This is a genomic window from Dyella sp. SYSU CM1112, from assembly GCF_058216415.1.
On record NZ_JBZEGI010000007.1, the window covers coordinates 197835 to 213957 of the forward strand.

A 16123-nucleotide genomic window follows, 5' to 3' on the forward strand; every position below is an offset into this window, starting at 1 on the left:
AGGGGTGAGACAGTCATGGGCAGACTGCCGGTTGTTTTCCCCGGACCGTGGCTTGCCCACCTGATAAGCCGCCCAAAATCTGCTGCACTAGTTATGCCGTTCTATTGCAGCTTTTAGACAACTACCGGGACTGCCGCCTCCGGGTTATGCGAAGGCGACCGTCAGCAAGGTGGGTGGATAATGATGGATTCCGCTTGCGTGTGACTGTCCAAGTTCAGGCTTTTCCTTCTGCAAGGGTTGTGTGAGGTTGAATCAATCTGGCCTGCAACAGGCCGGCACGTTCTAGCGGCAAATAGGCCAGTGCCGCGAGATGCGAATGAATGCGCCGCAAGTCACGCAGAATACGCAGGTAAACGTCGCCGCCACCGCCATCGCGCTGCTGACGCAAGTCGCGAATGTGCCGGTCGGATGCATCGTTCTCCAACCGCCACAGCCATTCCTTGCGCTCCATGAGTTGCTGGGCTGCACGTAAATCACCACGCATAAACACCGCAATGCCCAGGCGCAGGCTTTCCATGACTTGCGCATGCATGGCCGCAAGATCCTGGATGTCATCCGCCGAAAAATCCTGCCCTCGCTCGGCTTTTTTCGTGGCGAACTCCATCAGGTTGTTGGCGGTGATGTCGCCGATGTGCTCGATGTTGATCACGAACGCATGGATTTCCTGGCTGCGTTCACCATCTTCTTCATTCAAGGCTTCGCTACCCAGATCGGCCAAATACTGGCGAATGGCAACACCCAGGCGATCGAGATAGGAATCCATCTTGCCGATTGCTGCTGCACGCGCGATGTCGTCTTTGCCGAATATTTCCACCAGGCCTTTGAGCATGCCCTCGACCATGTCGGCCATGCGCATCGATTCGCGCGTTGCATTGACCAGCGCCACACCTGCACTCTCCAATGCTGATTCATCCAGATAGAGGGGCATGCCCGGATCAGCCGGGCGTGACGGTTCCGGCAACCATCGCACTAACAGTTGCGCCAGTCGCTCTATCGGCAAAATGAATAGCAACGCCAGGGCAAGGTTGAAGGCAGTGTGGAAGTTGACGGCGATGCGTGCCGGCGATTCGCCCAACAGCGCAAGCCAATGCGACAGCGGATGCAATAGAGGCAGGCAAACCAGACAGCCAAAGGCACGTACCAGCAAGTTGCCCAGCGGCAGCCGGCGGGCGACGGGGGTTTGCGCCTCCAGCAACGCCGGCAGGGTGCTGCCCAGGTTCGCGCCCAGCACCAAAGCCATGGCACCGGGTGCGTCAACAACCCCACCGGTGGCCAGGGACACGATAAGCAGCACCACGGCAACGCTGGAATGACACATCCAGGTGAGCACAGCGGCAAGCAATAATGCCATGACAGGTTCGTCTGACAAGGCCTGCATACCTGTCTTCAGAAGTTGGGCATTCTCCATGGGCGCCATGGTCAGTACGAGCAGATGCAGCGCCAGCAGCATCAAACCGAGGCCGATGCCCACACGCCCCAGATTTTCGTAGCGCGCGTCATCGCTACGGCGATGCAAGGCCGTCCCCAGCAAGATCAATATCGGCGCGATCAAGGCAATGTTGAACGACATCACCTGCACAATGAGCGTGGTACCGACATTGGCGCCCAGCATCACTGCCAGCCCCGGCGCCAGGCCGAGAAAACCGTTGGCCGCGAACGAAGTCGCCATCATGCCGGTAGCGGTGCTGCTCTGCAGGAGCGCCGTGATACACACGCCGAACAACAACGCCGCCGGCCGCCTTCCCAGAAAGCGGCCGAGCGAACGGCGCAACGCGCTACCGTAGCCACGCAGCACACCACTGGTAACCATGTGCGTGCCCCATAGCAGCAGAGCGACGTAGCCGGCGATATCGAAGAGAACGAAGGTACCGTTCATGGCGGGCTCCCTGAAATATATGTGTAGCGTTGAATGCACGACGGCGCGAAGCCGTCATTCCCGCCAATGCGGGGATCCCGGTCGATCTCGGACAAGGAGCGAAACGAATGTCCTCGTTTCGCCACCCAAAGATGCGGAATGACGCGTCCCTGGCTCCTGGAAGTGATCCAGAAACCGTAGTGCGCAAAGCGTTGCCGCTGGACCGAGCCGGATCACATGCCCAGCACGGTGGTTTCGAAACAACTTCCTACAACCATCTTCCATAGCGGCGCATATAGAGCAGCTTCATGACCTGCGTGAGTGCGCAATACGCCAACACCGTGGCGGCCAACCAGCCGAAGTAGACGCCTGGCAATTCCAACATACCCAGCTTGGCACCCAGGCCGGAGAACGGAATCAGCATACCGATCACGATGATTGCGGTGGTCAAGGCCAGCACCGGCGCCGCGGCCACGCTCTGCAGGAACGGAATCCTGCGGGTGCGAATCATGTGCACCACCAAGGTCTGCGTAAGCAGGCTTTCGATGAACCAGCCCGACTGGAAGAACGCCTGATGGCTCGCACTGTTCGCACCGAACACATACCACAACAGCAAGAACGTCGTGATGTCGAATACGGAACTTGCGGGCCCGATCCACACCATGAAACGCCCGATATCGCGCGCATCCCACTTGCGCGGCTTGCGCAGGTATTCGTCATCCATGCGATCGAACGGAATCGACAACTGTGAGATGTCATACAACAGGTTCAGCACGAGCACCTGCAGCGGCAGCATCGGCAGGAATGGCAGGAATACGGCCGCCACCAGCATGCTGAATACGTTGCCGAAATTGGAGCTGGCCGTCATCTTGATGTACTTCATGATGTTGCCGAAGGTGACGCGCCCTTCGAGCACGCCTTCTTCCAGCACCATCAGGTTTTTTTCCAGCAAGATGATGTCGGCTGACTCTTTGGCGATATCGGTGGCGGTATCGACGGAAATGCCGACGTCCGCTTCGCGCAGGGCCGGCGCGTCATTGATGCCATCGCCCAGGAAGCCAACCGTATGGCCCTGGCGCTGCAATGATTTCACCACGCGCGCCTTCTGCAACGGCGACATCTTGGCAAACACGGTGGTGCGCTTCACCAATTCGTCGAGTGCATGGTCATCCAACGGCTCGATATCGCGTCCCTGCGCAGAGTGCTCAACATCCAGGCCGACTTCACGGCAAATCTTGCGCGTCACCGCCTCATTGTCACCGGTGATTACCTTCACCTCGACACCGTGATGATGAAGGGCGGCAATCGCGGTGGCAGCCGTATCTTTCGGCGGATCGAGGAAAGCCAGGCAGCCGACCGCCGTGAGTTCAGCTTCATCGGCGACACCATAAGCACGATTGCTCGGTGGCTGCCGCTTGATCGCTACCACCAATACGCGCAAGCCATCTTCGTTGAGCCGGCGCGTCATCGCCTTGATGTCGCGGCGACGCTCGTCCGTCATCGGCTCGATGTGGTCACCGCGGCGCTCCATGGTTGAGATGGCAAGCATCTCTTCCACGGCACCTTTGCATACCAGCAAGTGTTCGCCGTTGCCGTTGGCAAGTACCACCGACATGCGGCGGCGCTGGAAATCGAACGGGATTTCATCCACGACCCGATAGCGCGCCACGATAGGTTCGAGGTCGCGATGCGCCAGTACTGCCTTATCCATCAGATTCTTCAAACCTGTCTGGAAATGGCTGTTGAGATAACCATATTCCAGCGCATCGTCGGAATCCTCACCGTCCAGGTCCAAGTGACGCTCGAGCACGATCTTGTCCAAGGTCAGCGTGCCGGTCTTGTCGGTGCACAGCACATCCATCGCGCCGAAGTTCTGGATCGCATTGAGGCGCTTTACCACCACCTTGCGCTTGGACATCGCGATCGCGCCCTTGGCGAGGTTCGCGGTCACGATCAGCGGCAGCATCTCGGGTGTCAGGCCGACGGCCACCGAGAGCGCAAACAGCAATGCTTCCAGAAAGCCGTGCTTGTACCACTGGATACCCAGGACGATGGGCACCATCACCAGCATGAAGCGGATCAACAGCCAGCTCACGCTGCTTACGCCGCGGTCGAAGCTGGTCTGCACACGCTCGCCGACAATGCTGTGGGCCAGCGAACCGAGATAGGTACGCGCACCCGTGGCCACCGCAACCGCTGTCGCCGTACCGCTGACTACGTTCGTGCCCATGTAGCACACCGTAGGCAGATCCAGCGGATTGCCTTGCTGCGCGCCGTGCGCACCACTTTCCACGGCATGTGCCTGCGCCGGCCCTGCTTTTTCCACCGGCAGGGATTCGCCGGTAAGAATCGCCTGGCTGATGAACAGGTCCTTGGCGGAGAGCAGACGCAAATCCGCGGGCACCATGTCGCCGGCGGCGAGATGCACGATGTCGCCGACCACTAGCTCACCGACTGGCACTTCGATTCGCTCGCTATGCCCATCCGAGGCGCGACGCGTCACCGTGGCCGTGTTGCGCACCATCGCCTTGAGCTTTTCCGCGGCAAGCGAGGAGCGGTATTCCTGCGTAAAGCTCAGCAGCACGCTGATACCGACCATCACGGCAATGATCAGGGGCCCGGACAGATCGTCTGGTGTGACAAACACCTGCACCACGGCCAGGATCAACAACACCACGATGAAGGGATTCTTGAACGCCAGCAGCAGTTGCACCGACCAATGCGGCGGCTTCTCGTGCGACACCTCGTTGATGCCGTCGCGGTCGAGCCGTTCGGTGATCTGATCCTCGTCCAGGCCAGCATGGCTGGTTTCCAGCTCTGCCAGCAGCGCTTCGTTTTCGCGGAACGCATCCTGCGCGGCAGCCACACGCTGGGGCGCCGCCGTCTTGACCTTAGCAGCCGGATTCACTCGATTCATCATTCTCGCTTCCGTGGATTCATTTGTTGCAGCGACGGAGGCGAGCTTGTGGGTGGCCTGTCTCCGTTAGGACAGTCCACGGCCAGGGCAGCGCCTCGCGGACCGGAAATACGGTCCTGGCGGAGGCCACCCTTTATGAAACCGTGGATGACGCATCAGTGACTTGATACCAAATGAAGATGACGGGACGTGCGCGGCACATCCGCCAGGGGAAGCTCGTGGGAGCGGTCCATGGCCGGCACCCGGTCACCCGCCTTCTCCAGCGGCTGCGGCACGGTCACGGTGAAGTTAGGACGCACGCTCTGGCGACGGCCGGCCAGGGGGAATCCGCCCGTGGAGCGAAAACGGAAGAAATCGCGAAGGAGCTTCATTGGCCCATCTCCTTTAATACGGTGCTCACGGCACCGTTAGGAGCGGGCCGGACTTCCCTAGTCGAGGAAAGCGCCGGCCAACCGCTGGCGGTTGCCGCGAACGATCAGCTTGTTATGCAATGCCGGCACCCGATGCTCGCGGATGTCGACGTTGCGACTAGGGTAAACGTCCATATGCCTTGGTTAAGTTCGGACAGAGGCCCTATCGGCCATTGAGTGCGCCGGCGGGCGCGTGAATTGTCTTGCTGCAGTGCGAAACTGTCAAGCCTTGGTCACAAAATTTTCCCGGTGAGCCGATCGACTCCGATAAGCCCGATTTGCCCACAGAACCCTCGAAGGAAAGAACAACTGAGAGTTGGCCCACGCTACTTCGGAGTACCTGTTGCGAAAGCCCCTTTAAAGACTGGCCAGAATTGTGTGGCCCATTGCTTCATCTTTTCTATATAGGCCAATTTTTCCGGATAGCGAGAGATATTCCCCCGAGTCCAATCCGTATCAGCCGCAGAAATAGCGTCGTTTGACTTGATACCCCCAGCTTCAGGGCTGAATAGATAGGCAACCTCGAGCAAGCCCCAAGGTTCGGTTCGTGTCATCCGGATCCTCACGAAATCCTGAGGGTAAGTGACACCCTTGGCAGCCAAATCACCACCTGCGGCCCGGTCGAGGGCATCAATTTTTGTCGCGCGGTCTGCCCACTGTTGTAGTGGTGGCGTGAAGAAACTATCGACGAGCCAGCACGACTGATGGCCATTTGCATCCATCGCTTCAGAGTCTACGTACAGATCGATGTGATTAACACCGAAACATCCACTGAGCTTTGGAGGAAACCCCGCCGCAGGCTGGCCTACCGTATGCAAGGCAGTGATGCGTGCGCCGCCGACAAGTCGTTTATTTTTCACTTCGCCGAGAAACACCAGTTCACCTGCTGCTCGCGGCGACTTGTAGTGAACATTCGAAAGAATAACCCACTTACCGGTAGGTAGCGGCACCTTATAACCATCGACATTGACTGAGCCACTATAGGTTCGACCACCGAGTGCATTATCAAGATCACCCGCAGCGCTAGAGGAATTGCCTGGCGTTGCTAGAGAAAGATTCGCTGTCTGTATCTTCGATGGAGAAGAAGGTAATGCAAGCTGATGGGCTGAATTCGAATCTGCGGTGGGAGCAACAGCAACTGGGGGTGGCGCAGGCGCGCTGGGGGCCGGCTGCGATACGTACGAAGCCTGGCCTGATGTATATACCGAAGCTGAGCGATTCGGTGCCGCATGAAAAAAAAGAACGAATATCAAGGTACATACGGCAGCAGATAAGCCGCACAAGCGCCAAAACGGTGCACGTTGCCACAATCGGCTAAAGGTACGGAAACGAGTTTCCGAAGTGATGAAACTCACGATTCAGCTCTCGCCACAACGCGACCGTCCACGGCTACCAGCGATACGCGAGTAAAGCCCTTTTGCTTTGCTTCGATCAGCGTATCGGCGATGGATTCTTCCGCAATGCGAACCAGATCACGCGCGGATGCTGCCGTGCCTAACCGTCCTTGACGTCGCATCATCTCGAACAATAGTTCCGGGTCAATGCCACCCAGGCTGACGTCAAGTCCATAGCTCTTGATCATCGCCTCGATCTCAAGCGCTGTAACACGTGCCACATCAAGACCCAAAAGCGGTTTGAAAACAAAAATGCGGTCCAGGCGATTGATGATCTCGGGGGCAAAGCCGGATTCACGTAATGCGTTCGTGGACGTACGGCGCAGCTCATCCGGGTCGTTGGCGTGCAGATCGCTGAGTGACTGCAGTGAATCGGTAGCTGCATTGGTAGTCAAAACGAAAACCGCCTGCGTGGTCGATATCTGCTTGCCATCCGATGCTTCAGTCACGAAGCCATCGTTCCAGGCAGTGAGAAAATTCTTTTGCACGTCGGAATGTGCTTTTTCGATCTCATCCAGCAAGACCACGGCATCCGGTGCATCGCGCAGTCCAGCGGTAAGTTTTCCGTAGGCATCAGAGCCTACATAGCCTTTGGCGGAGCCAAACAATTGCGTAGCGCCATGGCCGCCGCTTGAAAATTGCGTCATGTCGAAATGCAAAAGCCTGCGCTGCAGAGCATTGCTCAGGCACTTGGCGAGATAGGTCTTACCTGTCCCCGGCGGACCTGCGAACAGGAAAACGCCAACCGGCTTGCCGCGTTGCTTGAGGGCGAGACGACGGCGGATCTGCGCCGCCATATCGTCGCAGACAGCATCCTGGCCGATAACCTTGCTCTTAAGCGTAATTGCCAATTGTTCGGCATCGATAAAGATGGCATCAGGTTGACCGGAAAGCTTAGCTTCGAGTACCGAGCGGTTCGTCAAACGGTCGAGTATGTCCATGATCCAGCCCCCATCACTTATATCGGGATACGCGACACGCTGACGTTCGCGAAAATATCCCATGAGGAACACTAGCCAAAAGGCAAATGCAAAACCTGCTTCCCACCACGAGTAGGTATGAAAGAAAGCGGTAGTGCTGGCTAGATAGCTGTCTAAAGCATGACCGTTAGGCGCATGCTGCAACCAAAATTGAGCAATAGCTATTGCGGTAATCAGCAAGAACGCCACCGGCATCAGCCGCGTGGCCAGTGAAGTGAGCCATCGCATCAGTTCGCCCTCACCTTGAGTCCAAGCTCCTGCCCTACGCTCATGATCGGGAAGATCGCTCTGGCGTTCCCAGAGGCCAACCCCACCGTAATACCACCACCATCCCCATCACTGATTCCAGTTACCTTAATCACCCCATCGGCAGGCACAGGCACGGCGAAGGTATCGCCCTTGCTGGTCAGGCGCACGGTGCGGGAATAGCCCTGGCTATCGATGCGGACCACATCACCATCCTCTACATCGGTATCCCAAAGAGTGATCCAGACCAGTTGCTGGCGTTTGGTTTGCATTTGTGCAGATGCAGGCTGGGATATTTGCTGCTGTTTACCTGACAAGTCTCCCGATGCGGGAGCACTCAGCGGCGAAGCGACCTTAACCCCTAAATCAGTCTTTAGCGCCTCTGCCGCCGCTGGATCGAGATGCATACTTTGCAGGGCCTTATCGAGGTCGCTGTCGGCGACAACGGTCAGGTTCAGAGGGGCCAGCGCTTGAAAAGCCTCCAGGCGAGCCTGAGCATCCGATGGCGAGACCTCGTCTCCGCGTGTGGTGAGCGTATTGGACAACACGTATGTCGCAGATCCAATCGCACCCGCCAAAAGCAGGGTAGCAAACAAAGATCGCGCAATGACGGCCACTGTCCGTGATCGCAAGCCTCTGTTTTGTGCTCCAGGTGCCATGGCCCGTGGCGTGCTGGTTTGGCCGTCCATCATGCAACCCCTGCTTTGCGTGACTGAACATTCGAGATGAAAGCACGAAACGTATTGCCTTCACATACTAGTTGGATTGTAGAACTTCACTTTGAAAACTAAATTCAATCCTTCAGTTCAATTTGGCTTGCTGCGCGCCCCTCGTGCCAGCTTCGGATTCACCTTTGCCGCATCGACAGTCAGACCTGGAATACTTTTTGTCACCCGAGAGATGCCAACGTGCTGAATAAGACCATAGAAGCCAGGAGTCACCTCGGAATTATTCGTTTCTTTACGAAAATTCTTCGCTTCGAACTTGAAGTTAAAATTGAGCGCCCAAAGACCATCGTTGATATCGAGGTGCTTAATGAGCGCGGTAACAACGTCCTCATAACTAAAGCTGTATTGGCTTATATCAACCATGATCTTCGCTAAGCGGGGTGAAATGGCTCAACATTGAACATGTTGAGTCCAACGGGACGGTCCATGATTACCTTGCGTATTATCGTAACCTTGCTCAATGACAAACAACAAGGCAAGTCAACGAGTACATCAGACAGGTTCTGCGGACAGTCAAATACCCCCCGGCTATAGCCGCTGCATAGAGCGCAGGAACAGCTAGTGCGCCTCTCGTATTGGCATCCCTTAACTTGTAAGCAATCGCCCAAGATGGGCAATCCTGATCAACGGGCATGCCTCGGAAAACTGATACTCCGCTGGCTATATTGCTGAACTCCTCGCATATAGGCGCTCCAACCAGCATCGGCTTCATCTTTCGCAATTGTTGCCACAAACTTGTGGCAACTCTCCAGTGAACAAATCCGCTCACAAAATGTCTTCTCGCTAGCACTCATGGCTGCCCCAAAGCCGACTTCTCATGACAAAATTTCCATAAATCACGAAGCGCCCGAGAAAAATGTAGCAGGCAACACCAGCCAATGATCCGCTAGCAGAAAAGCAAACAAGGCCATGAGGTAAACGATGGAGTATTTGAATACTCGCATCGCGAAGTATTCATCTGGCGGATTCATCAGGCGGATGGCGTAATAGAGGAAGCCTACGCCCAGTACGGCCGCGCCGCCGAGGTAGATCAAGCCACTATGCCCGGTAAGCGAGGGCAGCAGGCTTACCAGCACCAACAGAATCGTGTAAAGCAGGATTTGCCAGCGCGTGTAGCGCACGCCATGCGTCACCGGCAGCATGGGTATTTGCGCACGCGCGTAATCGTCACGGCGGAAGATCGCCAGCGCCCAGAAGTGGGGCGGTGTCCATACAAAAATGATCAGGCATAGCTGCAGCGGAAAAGGATGCAGCGCACCCGTCACGGCCGTCCAGCCCAATACCGGAGGAATGGCTCCCGCTAGGCCGCCAATCACGATGTTCTGCGGTGTCGCGCGCTTCAGATACGCGGTGTAGACCAGGGCATAGCCGATCAGGCCGGCAAAGGTAAGCCAAGCGGTCAGCACATTGACGAGTGCCGCCAATATCACCATCGAAAGCACGCCGAGCACTGCCGCAAACACCAGCACCTGCCGTGCCGTCAGCGTGCCCGTGGCGAGAGGCCGACGTGCCGTGCGAGCCATCAGTTTGTCGATGCGTTCGTCGATCAGATGATTGAACGCAGCAGCGGACCCCGACGCCATCCAGATGCCGAGCGTGCCGAACACCAGCGCGCGCCACGGCGGAATGCCGGGCACAGCGAGGAACATGCCGATCACCGAGCAAAACACCAGCAGCGCAACGACGCGCGGCTTGGTCAACTGCAAATATTCACGAGCCAGCATCATCAGAGCGGCTCCACCGCATGGCTATGCCATGTCTGCAACCGCGCAAAGTTTGCCAGCAGCGTAAATAGCAGCAATGCAGCGCCGCCGTTATGCATCGTGGCCACCGGCAGCGGCAACCCGAAATGCACATTGCTGATACCAAGCAGCACCTGCACAACCAGCACAAAGGCCAGCGCGAATCCGCCGTTCTGGAACCCACTCCGCACCAATCGATACGAGAGCCATGCCAGATAACAGAACACCACCAGCGCGCCAATGCGATGCGCGATCTGGATCGCGCTGCGTGCTGCCATATCCAGAATACCGCCTTCGTAATTCACGCCGACTTCGCGCCACAGCACGAAGCCCTGATGAAAATCCGTGGGCGGCATCCATTGCCCGAGGCATTTCGGGAAATCGGTGCCGCAAGCCAGGGCCGCATAGTTGGCCGATGTCCAACCGCCCAGGGCGATCTGGCAGGCGAGCAAGACGATGCCCAGAACCACAAACCTGCGCAGCGATGCATAACGGTTGTCCGGCGCGCCGATGCCGTTGTAACGCAAGGCCGCATAGGCGAGCAGACCGAAAGTACACATGCCTCCGAGCAGATGGCCCATTACCACGATCGGCTTTAGCAACAGTGTCACCGTCCACATGCCGAGCATGGCCTGGAAAATGATCACCGCCAGCGTGAGCACGCTCATCTTTAATGCCGCGCGTTCGCGCAACCAGAAGGTGCCCGCTATCGGCAGCAGAATCGCGAGCAACGCCAAGCCCGACGACCCGTTGCGTTCATGCAGATACAGGGCGACGCCCGCCGTAGCAAAGATGGCGCTCAGCAGAATCGCCAAGGTGACCAGGCGATCACGTCGCGCTGCCAGCCATGCAAGTATCAGTACCAGCACGCCCAGCGTGCCCGCCAACATGCGATGCACCTGCTCACGCCACGCCTTGGCGGCTTCATACGGTCGCCCGGGGAATGCAGCATCCGCCGCCAGCACGCTTTGCGCATGCTGTGGCCATGTCACCTTGCCGTAGCAGGTCGGCCAGTCAGGACATGACAAGCCTGCATTGGACAGCCGCACGAACGCGCCAAACATCACCAGCCCAAAGGCGAACGCCGCGGCCAGGATGGCCAGGTAGGGAATGATCTTTCGAGTGCGCAGCGCCATTAATGGATTACCTTCTGCAGATCCTTGCGCAAACCGCTCGGATCGAATCCCACAGGATACCGTGCCAGGGCCGTGCCGTCGGATTCCACCAGCAGGGCACTCACGCTATCGGATGAAGTCGGGCGATACGTGGCCAGACGGCTATCCACATCCGTCCCTATCGCCCAATAGTTCTCCATGCCATTGGTCGCAGCATCCGGAGGCGGCTGTCCCAAGTAGAGCAGACGAAGGCGCGTCATATTGCTGTTGAGGGTGATGCGGGCGGCAGCCATCTTGGTAAGCACCGCCACGCAATGCGATGCACAACCCGGCCCGACAAGCGCGATCAACGTCATGCGCGGAGAGCTATCGCGCCACGGCCAAATGCGGCCGTCAGTCAATCGGACTTTCACCTGCTCTTGTTGGAAATTTCGCTGCGGCATGATGGGCTCGCCATAAGCCTTGCCCCCGGGCTGCCAACCGCCGAGATTGAGCAAGGCTGCCACGATGATGGGCGCAGCAAATACCAATACCACCAGCAGAAATTTCAAGCGGCTTGCGCGCTGGCTTGGAGTCATCGACTTATTCATGCTTGTCCGAAGCAAGGTCTCTATAAAGAAGTGCGGGTGTCCCATAGCGCCCCGTCACCCTTTCGAGGAATAAGGCAATAACGGCGAGCAGACGTGCCAAAGAGAAGAAAGAGCGCTCAATCATCACGCATCGCCCGTGGTTTCTTCTTACGATGCAACACCCCAAAGATCACCACCGCTGCAATGGCAAACGTAAACCACTGGAAGGCGTAAGCGCGATGCCGTGCCGGCGGCATAGAGGAAAGATCGAGCGTGTGCACGCGCACATAGATGGCCGCGGGATCGGCATCCAGCGCCAGGACACGCGGGTAGAGCGTGGCATGCAAATCGGCTGCAATCTGGTTCGGGTCGAGATAGATGGTCGTTTTCGGCCAATGCGTCTGCCGCGCCAGCGCATCGCCCCCCATTTCGAAGCCTGCACCCGGCGCTGGCTGGTACACGCCCTGCAAGGTCTGTACATCCGTGGGCAATGGCGGGACTTGCGGCGTCTGGTCCGTGCCATTGCCAGGCAGGAACCCCAGATCCACCAGCAGCAATTTCGACTGGTGCAGCGGTTGGAAAGGCGCGTAAACCTCCGCGCCGCCAAGACTGTCGTGCTTGGGATTGTCGAGCAGATAGAGGCGACCGGTCAGGTAATGCCCTTGCACGTGGACACGTGGATAAGCATCCGCCGGGGGGTGATCGGCCACCGCATCGAACGCTTGCATCGGGGCGCTGGCCGCTGCGGCATACCGACGCAGAAGCTCATCCTTATACTCCGCGCGATGCAGTTGCCAGGTGCCAAGACGCACGAAAACAAGCACACCAGCGATGGTCAGCAGCACAGACCACCAGGCGGGACGGCGCATCCCACTCACGCAGCGGCCTCGCTACGGATAGCTATACTGGCTATGTCGAGCCTGCTTGGGATTCTCACGTGGAAACCATTTACAAAGTAGCGCTGGTGATCATGTTCCTGGTGGTGGTGTTCAACCTCGGCCAGGCACTGTATTTCATGATGACCGACAAAGAGGGCAGCAAACGCACCGTATGGGCGCTCACCCGGCGCATCAGCTTTTCCCTGCTGCTGATCGCCATGGTCATCGTCGGCATCCGGATGGGCTGGATTCACCCGCACGGTGTAGGCCAGTAAGTGTAGCCGGCCCTCTCTCCCGGAGCGTGGGCTGCGACCTTTCTGCCTCGTAGCTGCATGAAAAAGCCCGCCTTGCGGCGGGCTTTTTTCGTTTCCGACGAAGCCGGTCAGAGGATGTAGACGAACATGAAGAGGCCCAGCCACACCACGTCCACGAAGTGCCAGTACCAGGCCACCGCCTCGAAGCCGAAATGGTGTTCCTTGTTGAAGTGGCCGGCCAGCACACGCAGCCAGATGATGGCCAGCATGATGGTGCCCAGCGTCACATGCAGGCCATGGAAGCCGGTGAGCATGAAGAAGGTACAACCGTACACTCCGCTACCGAGCGTCAGATTGAGCTCTTTATAAGCCTCCATGTATTCATGCGCCTGGCAAAACAGGAAGGTCGCGCCAAGCAGCACGGTGAATCCCAGAAATACCAACACCTTGCCGCGGTGCCCTGCCTTGAGCGCGTGGTGGGCAATCGTCACGGTGACACTGGAGCTGAGCAGGATCAGCGTATTCAGCAGCGGCAGCCCCCATGGCGCCACGGTCTGGAAGCTGCCACCAATGTGGGCCGGCCCGTTACCGCCGCCGGCGCCCCACGAGGCGGCGTAATTGCTCCACAGATATTCATGCGTCAGCACGCCATGGCCCGCGCCGCCAAGCCATGGCACCGAAAACATGCGTATGTAGAACAGCGCCCCGAAGAAAGCCCCGAAGAACATCACCTCGGAGAAAATGAACCACATCATGCCCATGCGGAATGAGCGGTCTACCTGGGTGTTGTAGCGGCCAGCGAGGGATTCCCGGATGACCGAACGGAACCAGCCGAAGAACATGCAGAGGATGCCGACGAAGCCGATCAGCAGCATCGTCTTGCCGAAGCTGCTCTCGCCCGGCTCCGCGTTGAGCCAGTGTGCGGCGCCGAACACGGTGAGAAACATGACCACCGCGGCCACGATCGGCCATTGGCTCTTGCTCGGTACGTAATAAATGTCGTGCTGCTGACCCATGATGTGTATCCCGTAGATGTTCCTGGTGACCTACGTACCCGCCTCAACGGGCTTACTGCATGAGCGCTTCCTTTACTGCCTGCGCGTGTGCCTGTGGATGATGTTGCAGCCAAAGCATCTGCATGATCGAGATGACAAAGACCACGAAAGCGATGATGCCAACCACTGCAGCCGTACGCCGGGCACGGCGCAACCGTCGTGCCTGCCCCGCTTCCAACGCTTGATGGTCCAACAGCAGATCACGCGACTGCGGCTTTTGCCCCTTCCCCAGCATGACGGGCCGGGTGAGGGTAGCTTCTCTCGCCAGCGGGGCGAACCCCACCCTCCCCTGCTCGGGGAGTGAGCCGCTTTCATCAAGGACGTGATGGCTGGACAAAGCGTCAATCCTCGACATGCCCGTGCGCCAGCTCTTCGTCATGAATGACCGGCGCAATGGCGAACGTGTGGTGCGGTGCCGGCGAAGGCACCGTCCATTCCAGACCCTTGGCGCCTTCCCATACGCGATCGGTGGCCTTCTTCTTCGAGAACCACACGCAATGGATGATGACGCCGAGGAAGATCAGCTGCGAGGCACCGAACAGGAAACCGCCGATCGAGCTGACCATGTTGAAATTGGCAAAGGCCACGTTGTAATCCGGAATACGACGAGGCATGCCCGCCAAACCCAGGAAATGCTGCGGGAAAAACAACACGTTCACCCACACCACCGAATTCCAGAAATGGATCTTGCCCCAGGTCTCGCTGTACATGTGACCGGTCCACTTCGGAATCCAGTAGTACGTGGCGGCCATGATCGCGAAGATCGCTCCGGTCACCAGCACGTAATGGAAGTGCGCCACCACGAAGTAGGTATCGTGATACTGGAAATCCGCCGGCACCAAGGCCAGCATCAATCCTGAGAATCCGCCGATCGTAAACAGGATCACGAATGCCACGGCGAACAGCATCGGCGTCTCGAACGTCATCGAGCCGCCCCACATAGTGGCGACCCAGTTGAAGACCTTCACGCCGGTCGGCACCGCAATCAGCATCGTGGCGTACATGAAGAAGATCTCGGCACCCAGCGGCAGGCCCACCGCAAACATGTGATGCGCCCATACGATGAACGACAAGAACGCAATCGAGGCAATCGCGAACACCATTGCCTTGTAGCCAAAGATAGGCTTGCGCGCGAACGTGGGAATGATCTCCGAAATGATCCCAAACGCCGGCAGGATCATGATGTAGACCTCGGGATGGCCGAAGAACCAGAACACGTGCTGGAACAGCACGGGGTCGCCGCCGCCTGCTGCATCGAAGAAGTGCGTGTTGAAGTATTTATCGGTGAGCAACATGGTCACCGCACCCGCCAACACCGGCATCACCGCAATCAACAGGAAAGCCGTAATCAGCCAACTCCATACGAATACCGGCATCTTCAGAAGATCCATGCCTGGTGCGCGCATGTTCAGAATGGTCGCAATGATGTTGATGGCGCCCATGATCGAGCTTATGCCCATCAGGTGGATCGCGAACACTACGTAAGCCAGCGACGCACTCTGCAGCGACAGCGGCGGATACATGGTCCAGCCACCTGCCGGGCCGCCCCCGGGAAGGAATAGCGTGGAAAGCAGCAATGCGAAGGCAAACGGCAGAATCCAGAACGACAGGTTGTTCATGCGCGGCAGCGCCATGTCCGGCGCGCCGACCATCAGCGGAATCATCCAGTTGCCGAGGCCGACGAAAGCCGGCATGACCGCGCCGAAGATCATGACCAGCGCGTGCATGGTGGTCATTTCATTGAAGAAGTACGGCTGTACCAGTTGCATACCCGGCTTGAACAGCTCGGCGCGGATCACCATCGCGAAACTGCCGCCGATAAAAAACATCAGCAGCGAGAAGACCAGGTAAAGCGTACCGATGTCCTTATGGTTGGTGGACATCACCCAGCGCTGAAAGAAATTCAGGTGTTCGTGATGCTCGCCATGATGTTCATCGTGGTGGTCGTGGGTGGCTTCGTGCGCCATGGCCTTGAACCTC

Annotated in this window: 15 protein-coding genes; 1 reads left to right on the forward strand and 14 read right to left on the reverse strand. The window is 58.0% G+C overall.

From position 1 onward, the window contains the following. Positions 1-214: 214 nt before the first annotated feature. The 11 genes from AC4HNJ_RS12305 to AC4HNJ_RS12355 form a co-directional block, all read right to left on the reverse strand. On the reverse strand, positions 215-1876 hold the full coding sequence (locus AC4HNJ_RS12305; protein WP_490479873.1) for a Na/Pi cotransporter family protein: 1662 nt from the start codon (positions 1874-1876) through the stop codon (positions 215-217). Between the two features lie 247 nt (positions 1877-2123). Next, complete coding sequence (gene mgtA, locus AC4HNJ_RS12310; RefSeq protein WP_490479874.1) at positions 2124-4775, reverse strand: magnesium-translocating P-type ATPase; 2652 nt, start codon at positions 4773-4775, stop codon at positions 2124-2126. 152 nt (positions 4776-4927) lie between these two features. Continuing rightward, the gene (locus tag AC4HNJ_RS12315; RefSeq protein ID WP_490479875.1) at positions 4928-5143 is read right to left on the reverse strand and encodes a hypothetical protein; all 216 of its coding nucleotides are present in this window, start codon (positions 5141-5143) and stop codon (positions 4928-4930) included. Between the two features lie 365 nt (positions 5144-5508). Next, positions 5509-6537 (reverse strand): hypothetical protein, encoded by a 1029-nt coding sequence (locus AC4HNJ_RS12320; RefSeq protein WP_490479876.1) that lies wholly within the window; start codon positions 6535-6537, stop codon positions 5509-5511. Continuing rightward, the gene (locus tag AC4HNJ_RS12325; protein WP_490479877.1) at positions 6534-7784 is read right to left on the reverse strand and encodes an AAA family ATPase; all 1251 of its coding nucleotides are present in this window, start codon (positions 7782-7784) and stop codon (positions 6534-6536) included. The genes AC4HNJ_RS12320 and AC4HNJ_RS12325 overlap by 4 nt, the downstream gene beginning before the upstream one ends. Beyond that, positions 7784-8494: a hypothetical protein gene (locus AC4HNJ_RS12330; protein WP_490479878.1), complete on the reverse strand. Its 711-nt coding sequence runs from the start codon at positions 8492-8494 to the stop codon at positions 7784-7786. Before AC4HNJ_RS12330 ends, AC4HNJ_RS12325 begins: the two co-directional genes overlap by 1 nt. 114 nt (positions 8495-8608) lie before the next feature. After that, positions 8609-8893 carry a hypothetical protein gene (locus AC4HNJ_RS12335; protein WP_490479879.1) on the reverse strand — a complete coding sequence of 95 codons (285 nt, stop codon included), beginning with the start codon at positions 8891-8893 and terminating at the stop codon, positions 8609-8611. A 473-nt stretch (positions 8894-9366) separates the two neighbouring features. After that, complete coding sequence (gene cyoE, locus AC4HNJ_RS12340) at positions 9367-10257, reverse strand: heme o synthase (RefSeq protein ID WP_490479880.1); 891 nt, start codon at positions 10255-10257, stop codon at positions 9367-9369. Continuing rightward, positions 10257-11408, reverse strand: coding sequence for a COX15/CtaA family protein (locus tag AC4HNJ_RS12345; protein WP_490479881.1), 1152 nt, complete (start codon positions 11406-11408; stop codon positions 10257-10259). Before AC4HNJ_RS12345 ends, cyoE begins: the two co-directional genes overlap by 1 nt. Further along, on the reverse strand, positions 11408-11965 hold the full coding sequence (locus AC4HNJ_RS12350; RefSeq protein ID WP_490479882.1) for a redox-active disulfide-containing membrane protein: 558 nt from the start codon (positions 11963-11965) through the stop codon (positions 11408-11410). Before AC4HNJ_RS12350 ends, AC4HNJ_RS12345 begins: the two co-directional genes overlap by 1 nt. 128 nt (positions 11966-12093) lie before the next feature. After that, entirely contained in the window at positions 12094-12834 is a 741-nt protein-coding gene (locus AC4HNJ_RS12355) for an SURF1 family protein (protein ID WP_490479883.1), read from the reverse strand. Positions 12835-12893: 59 nt separating this feature from the next. On the opposite strand from AC4HNJ_RS12355, the gene AC4HNJ_RS12360 reads away from it, so the two are divergent. Beyond that, a complete protein-coding gene (locus AC4HNJ_RS12360) occupies positions 12894-13109 on the forward strand; it encodes a twin transmembrane helix small protein (RefSeq protein ID WP_490479884.1) in 216 nt (71 codons plus the stop codon). Between the two features lie 107 nt (positions 13110-13216). Here the strand turns inward: AC4HNJ_RS12360 and AC4HNJ_RS12365 are convergent, their stop codons facing one another. The 3 genes from AC4HNJ_RS12365 to ctaD are packed head-to-tail and all read right to left on the reverse strand — an operon-like array spanning position 13217 to position 16110. Further along, on the reverse strand, positions 13217-14104 hold the full coding sequence (locus AC4HNJ_RS12365; protein ID WP_490479885.1) for a cytochrome c oxidase subunit 3: 888 nt from the start codon (positions 14102-14104) through the stop codon (positions 13217-13219). 52 nt (positions 14105-14156) lie between these two features. Beyond that, complete coding sequence (locus tag AC4HNJ_RS12370) at positions 14157-14498, reverse strand: hypothetical protein (RefSeq protein ID WP_490479886.1); 342 nt, start codon at positions 14496-14498, stop codon at positions 14157-14159. Then, positions 14485-16110, reverse strand: coding sequence for a cytochrome c oxidase subunit I (gene ctaD / locus AC4HNJ_RS12375; protein WP_490479887.1), 1626 nt, complete (start codon positions 16108-16110; stop codon positions 14485-14487). Before ctaD ends, AC4HNJ_RS12370 begins: the two co-directional genes overlap by 14 nt. Between the last annotated feature and the right edge of the window lie 13 nt (positions 16111-16123).

Excerpts from the sequence above, each read along its gene's own strand:
- AC4HNJ_RS12305 (WP_490479873.1), bottom strand. The coding sequence starts at position 1,876 with ATGAACGGTACCTTCGTTCTCTTCGATATCGCCGGCTACGTCGCTCTG.
- mgtA (WP_490479874.1), bottom strand. The coding sequence starts at position 4,775 with ATGATGAATCGAGTGAATCCGGCTGCTAAGGTCAAGACGGCGGCGCCC.
- AC4HNJ_RS12315 (WP_490479875.1), bottom strand. The coding sequence starts at position 5,143 with ATGAAGCTCCTTCGCGATTTCTTCCGTTTTCGCTCCACGGGCGGATTC.
- AC4HNJ_RS12325 (WP_490479877.1), bottom strand. The coding sequence starts at position 7,784 with ATGCGATGGCTCACTTCACTGGCCACGCGGCTGATGCCGGTGGCGTTC.
- AC4HNJ_RS12330 (WP_490479878.1), bottom strand. The coding sequence starts at position 8,494 with ATGATGGACGGCCAAACCAGCACGCCACGGGCCATGGCACCTGGAGCA.
- AC4HNJ_RS12335 (WP_490479879.1), bottom strand. The coding sequence starts at position 8,893 with ATGGTTGATATAAGCCAATACAGCTTTAGTTATGAGGACGTTGTTACC.
- cyoE (WP_490479880.1), bottom strand. The coding sequence starts at position 10,257 with ATGATGCTGGCTCGTGAATATTTGCAGTTGACCAAGCCGCGCGTCGTT.
- AC4HNJ_RS12345 (WP_490479881.1), bottom strand. The coding sequence starts at position 11,408 with ATGGCGCTGCGCACTCGAAAGATCATTCCCTACCTGGCCATCCTGGCC.
- AC4HNJ_RS12350 (WP_490479882.1), bottom strand. The coding sequence starts at position 11,965 with ATGACTCCAAGCCAGCGCGCAAGCCGCTTGAAATTTCTGCTGGTGGTA.
- AC4HNJ_RS12365 (WP_490479885.1), bottom strand. The coding sequence starts at position 14,104 with ATGGGTCAGCAGCACGACATTTATTACGTACCGAGCAAGAGCCAATGG.
- AC4HNJ_RS12370 (WP_490479886.1), bottom strand. The coding sequence starts at position 14,498 with ATGTCGAGGATTGACGCTTTGTCCAGCCATCACGTCCTTGATGAAAGC.
- ctaD (WP_490479887.1), bottom strand. The coding sequence starts at position 16,110 with ATGGCGCACGAAGCCACCCACGACCACCACGATGAACATCATGGCGAG.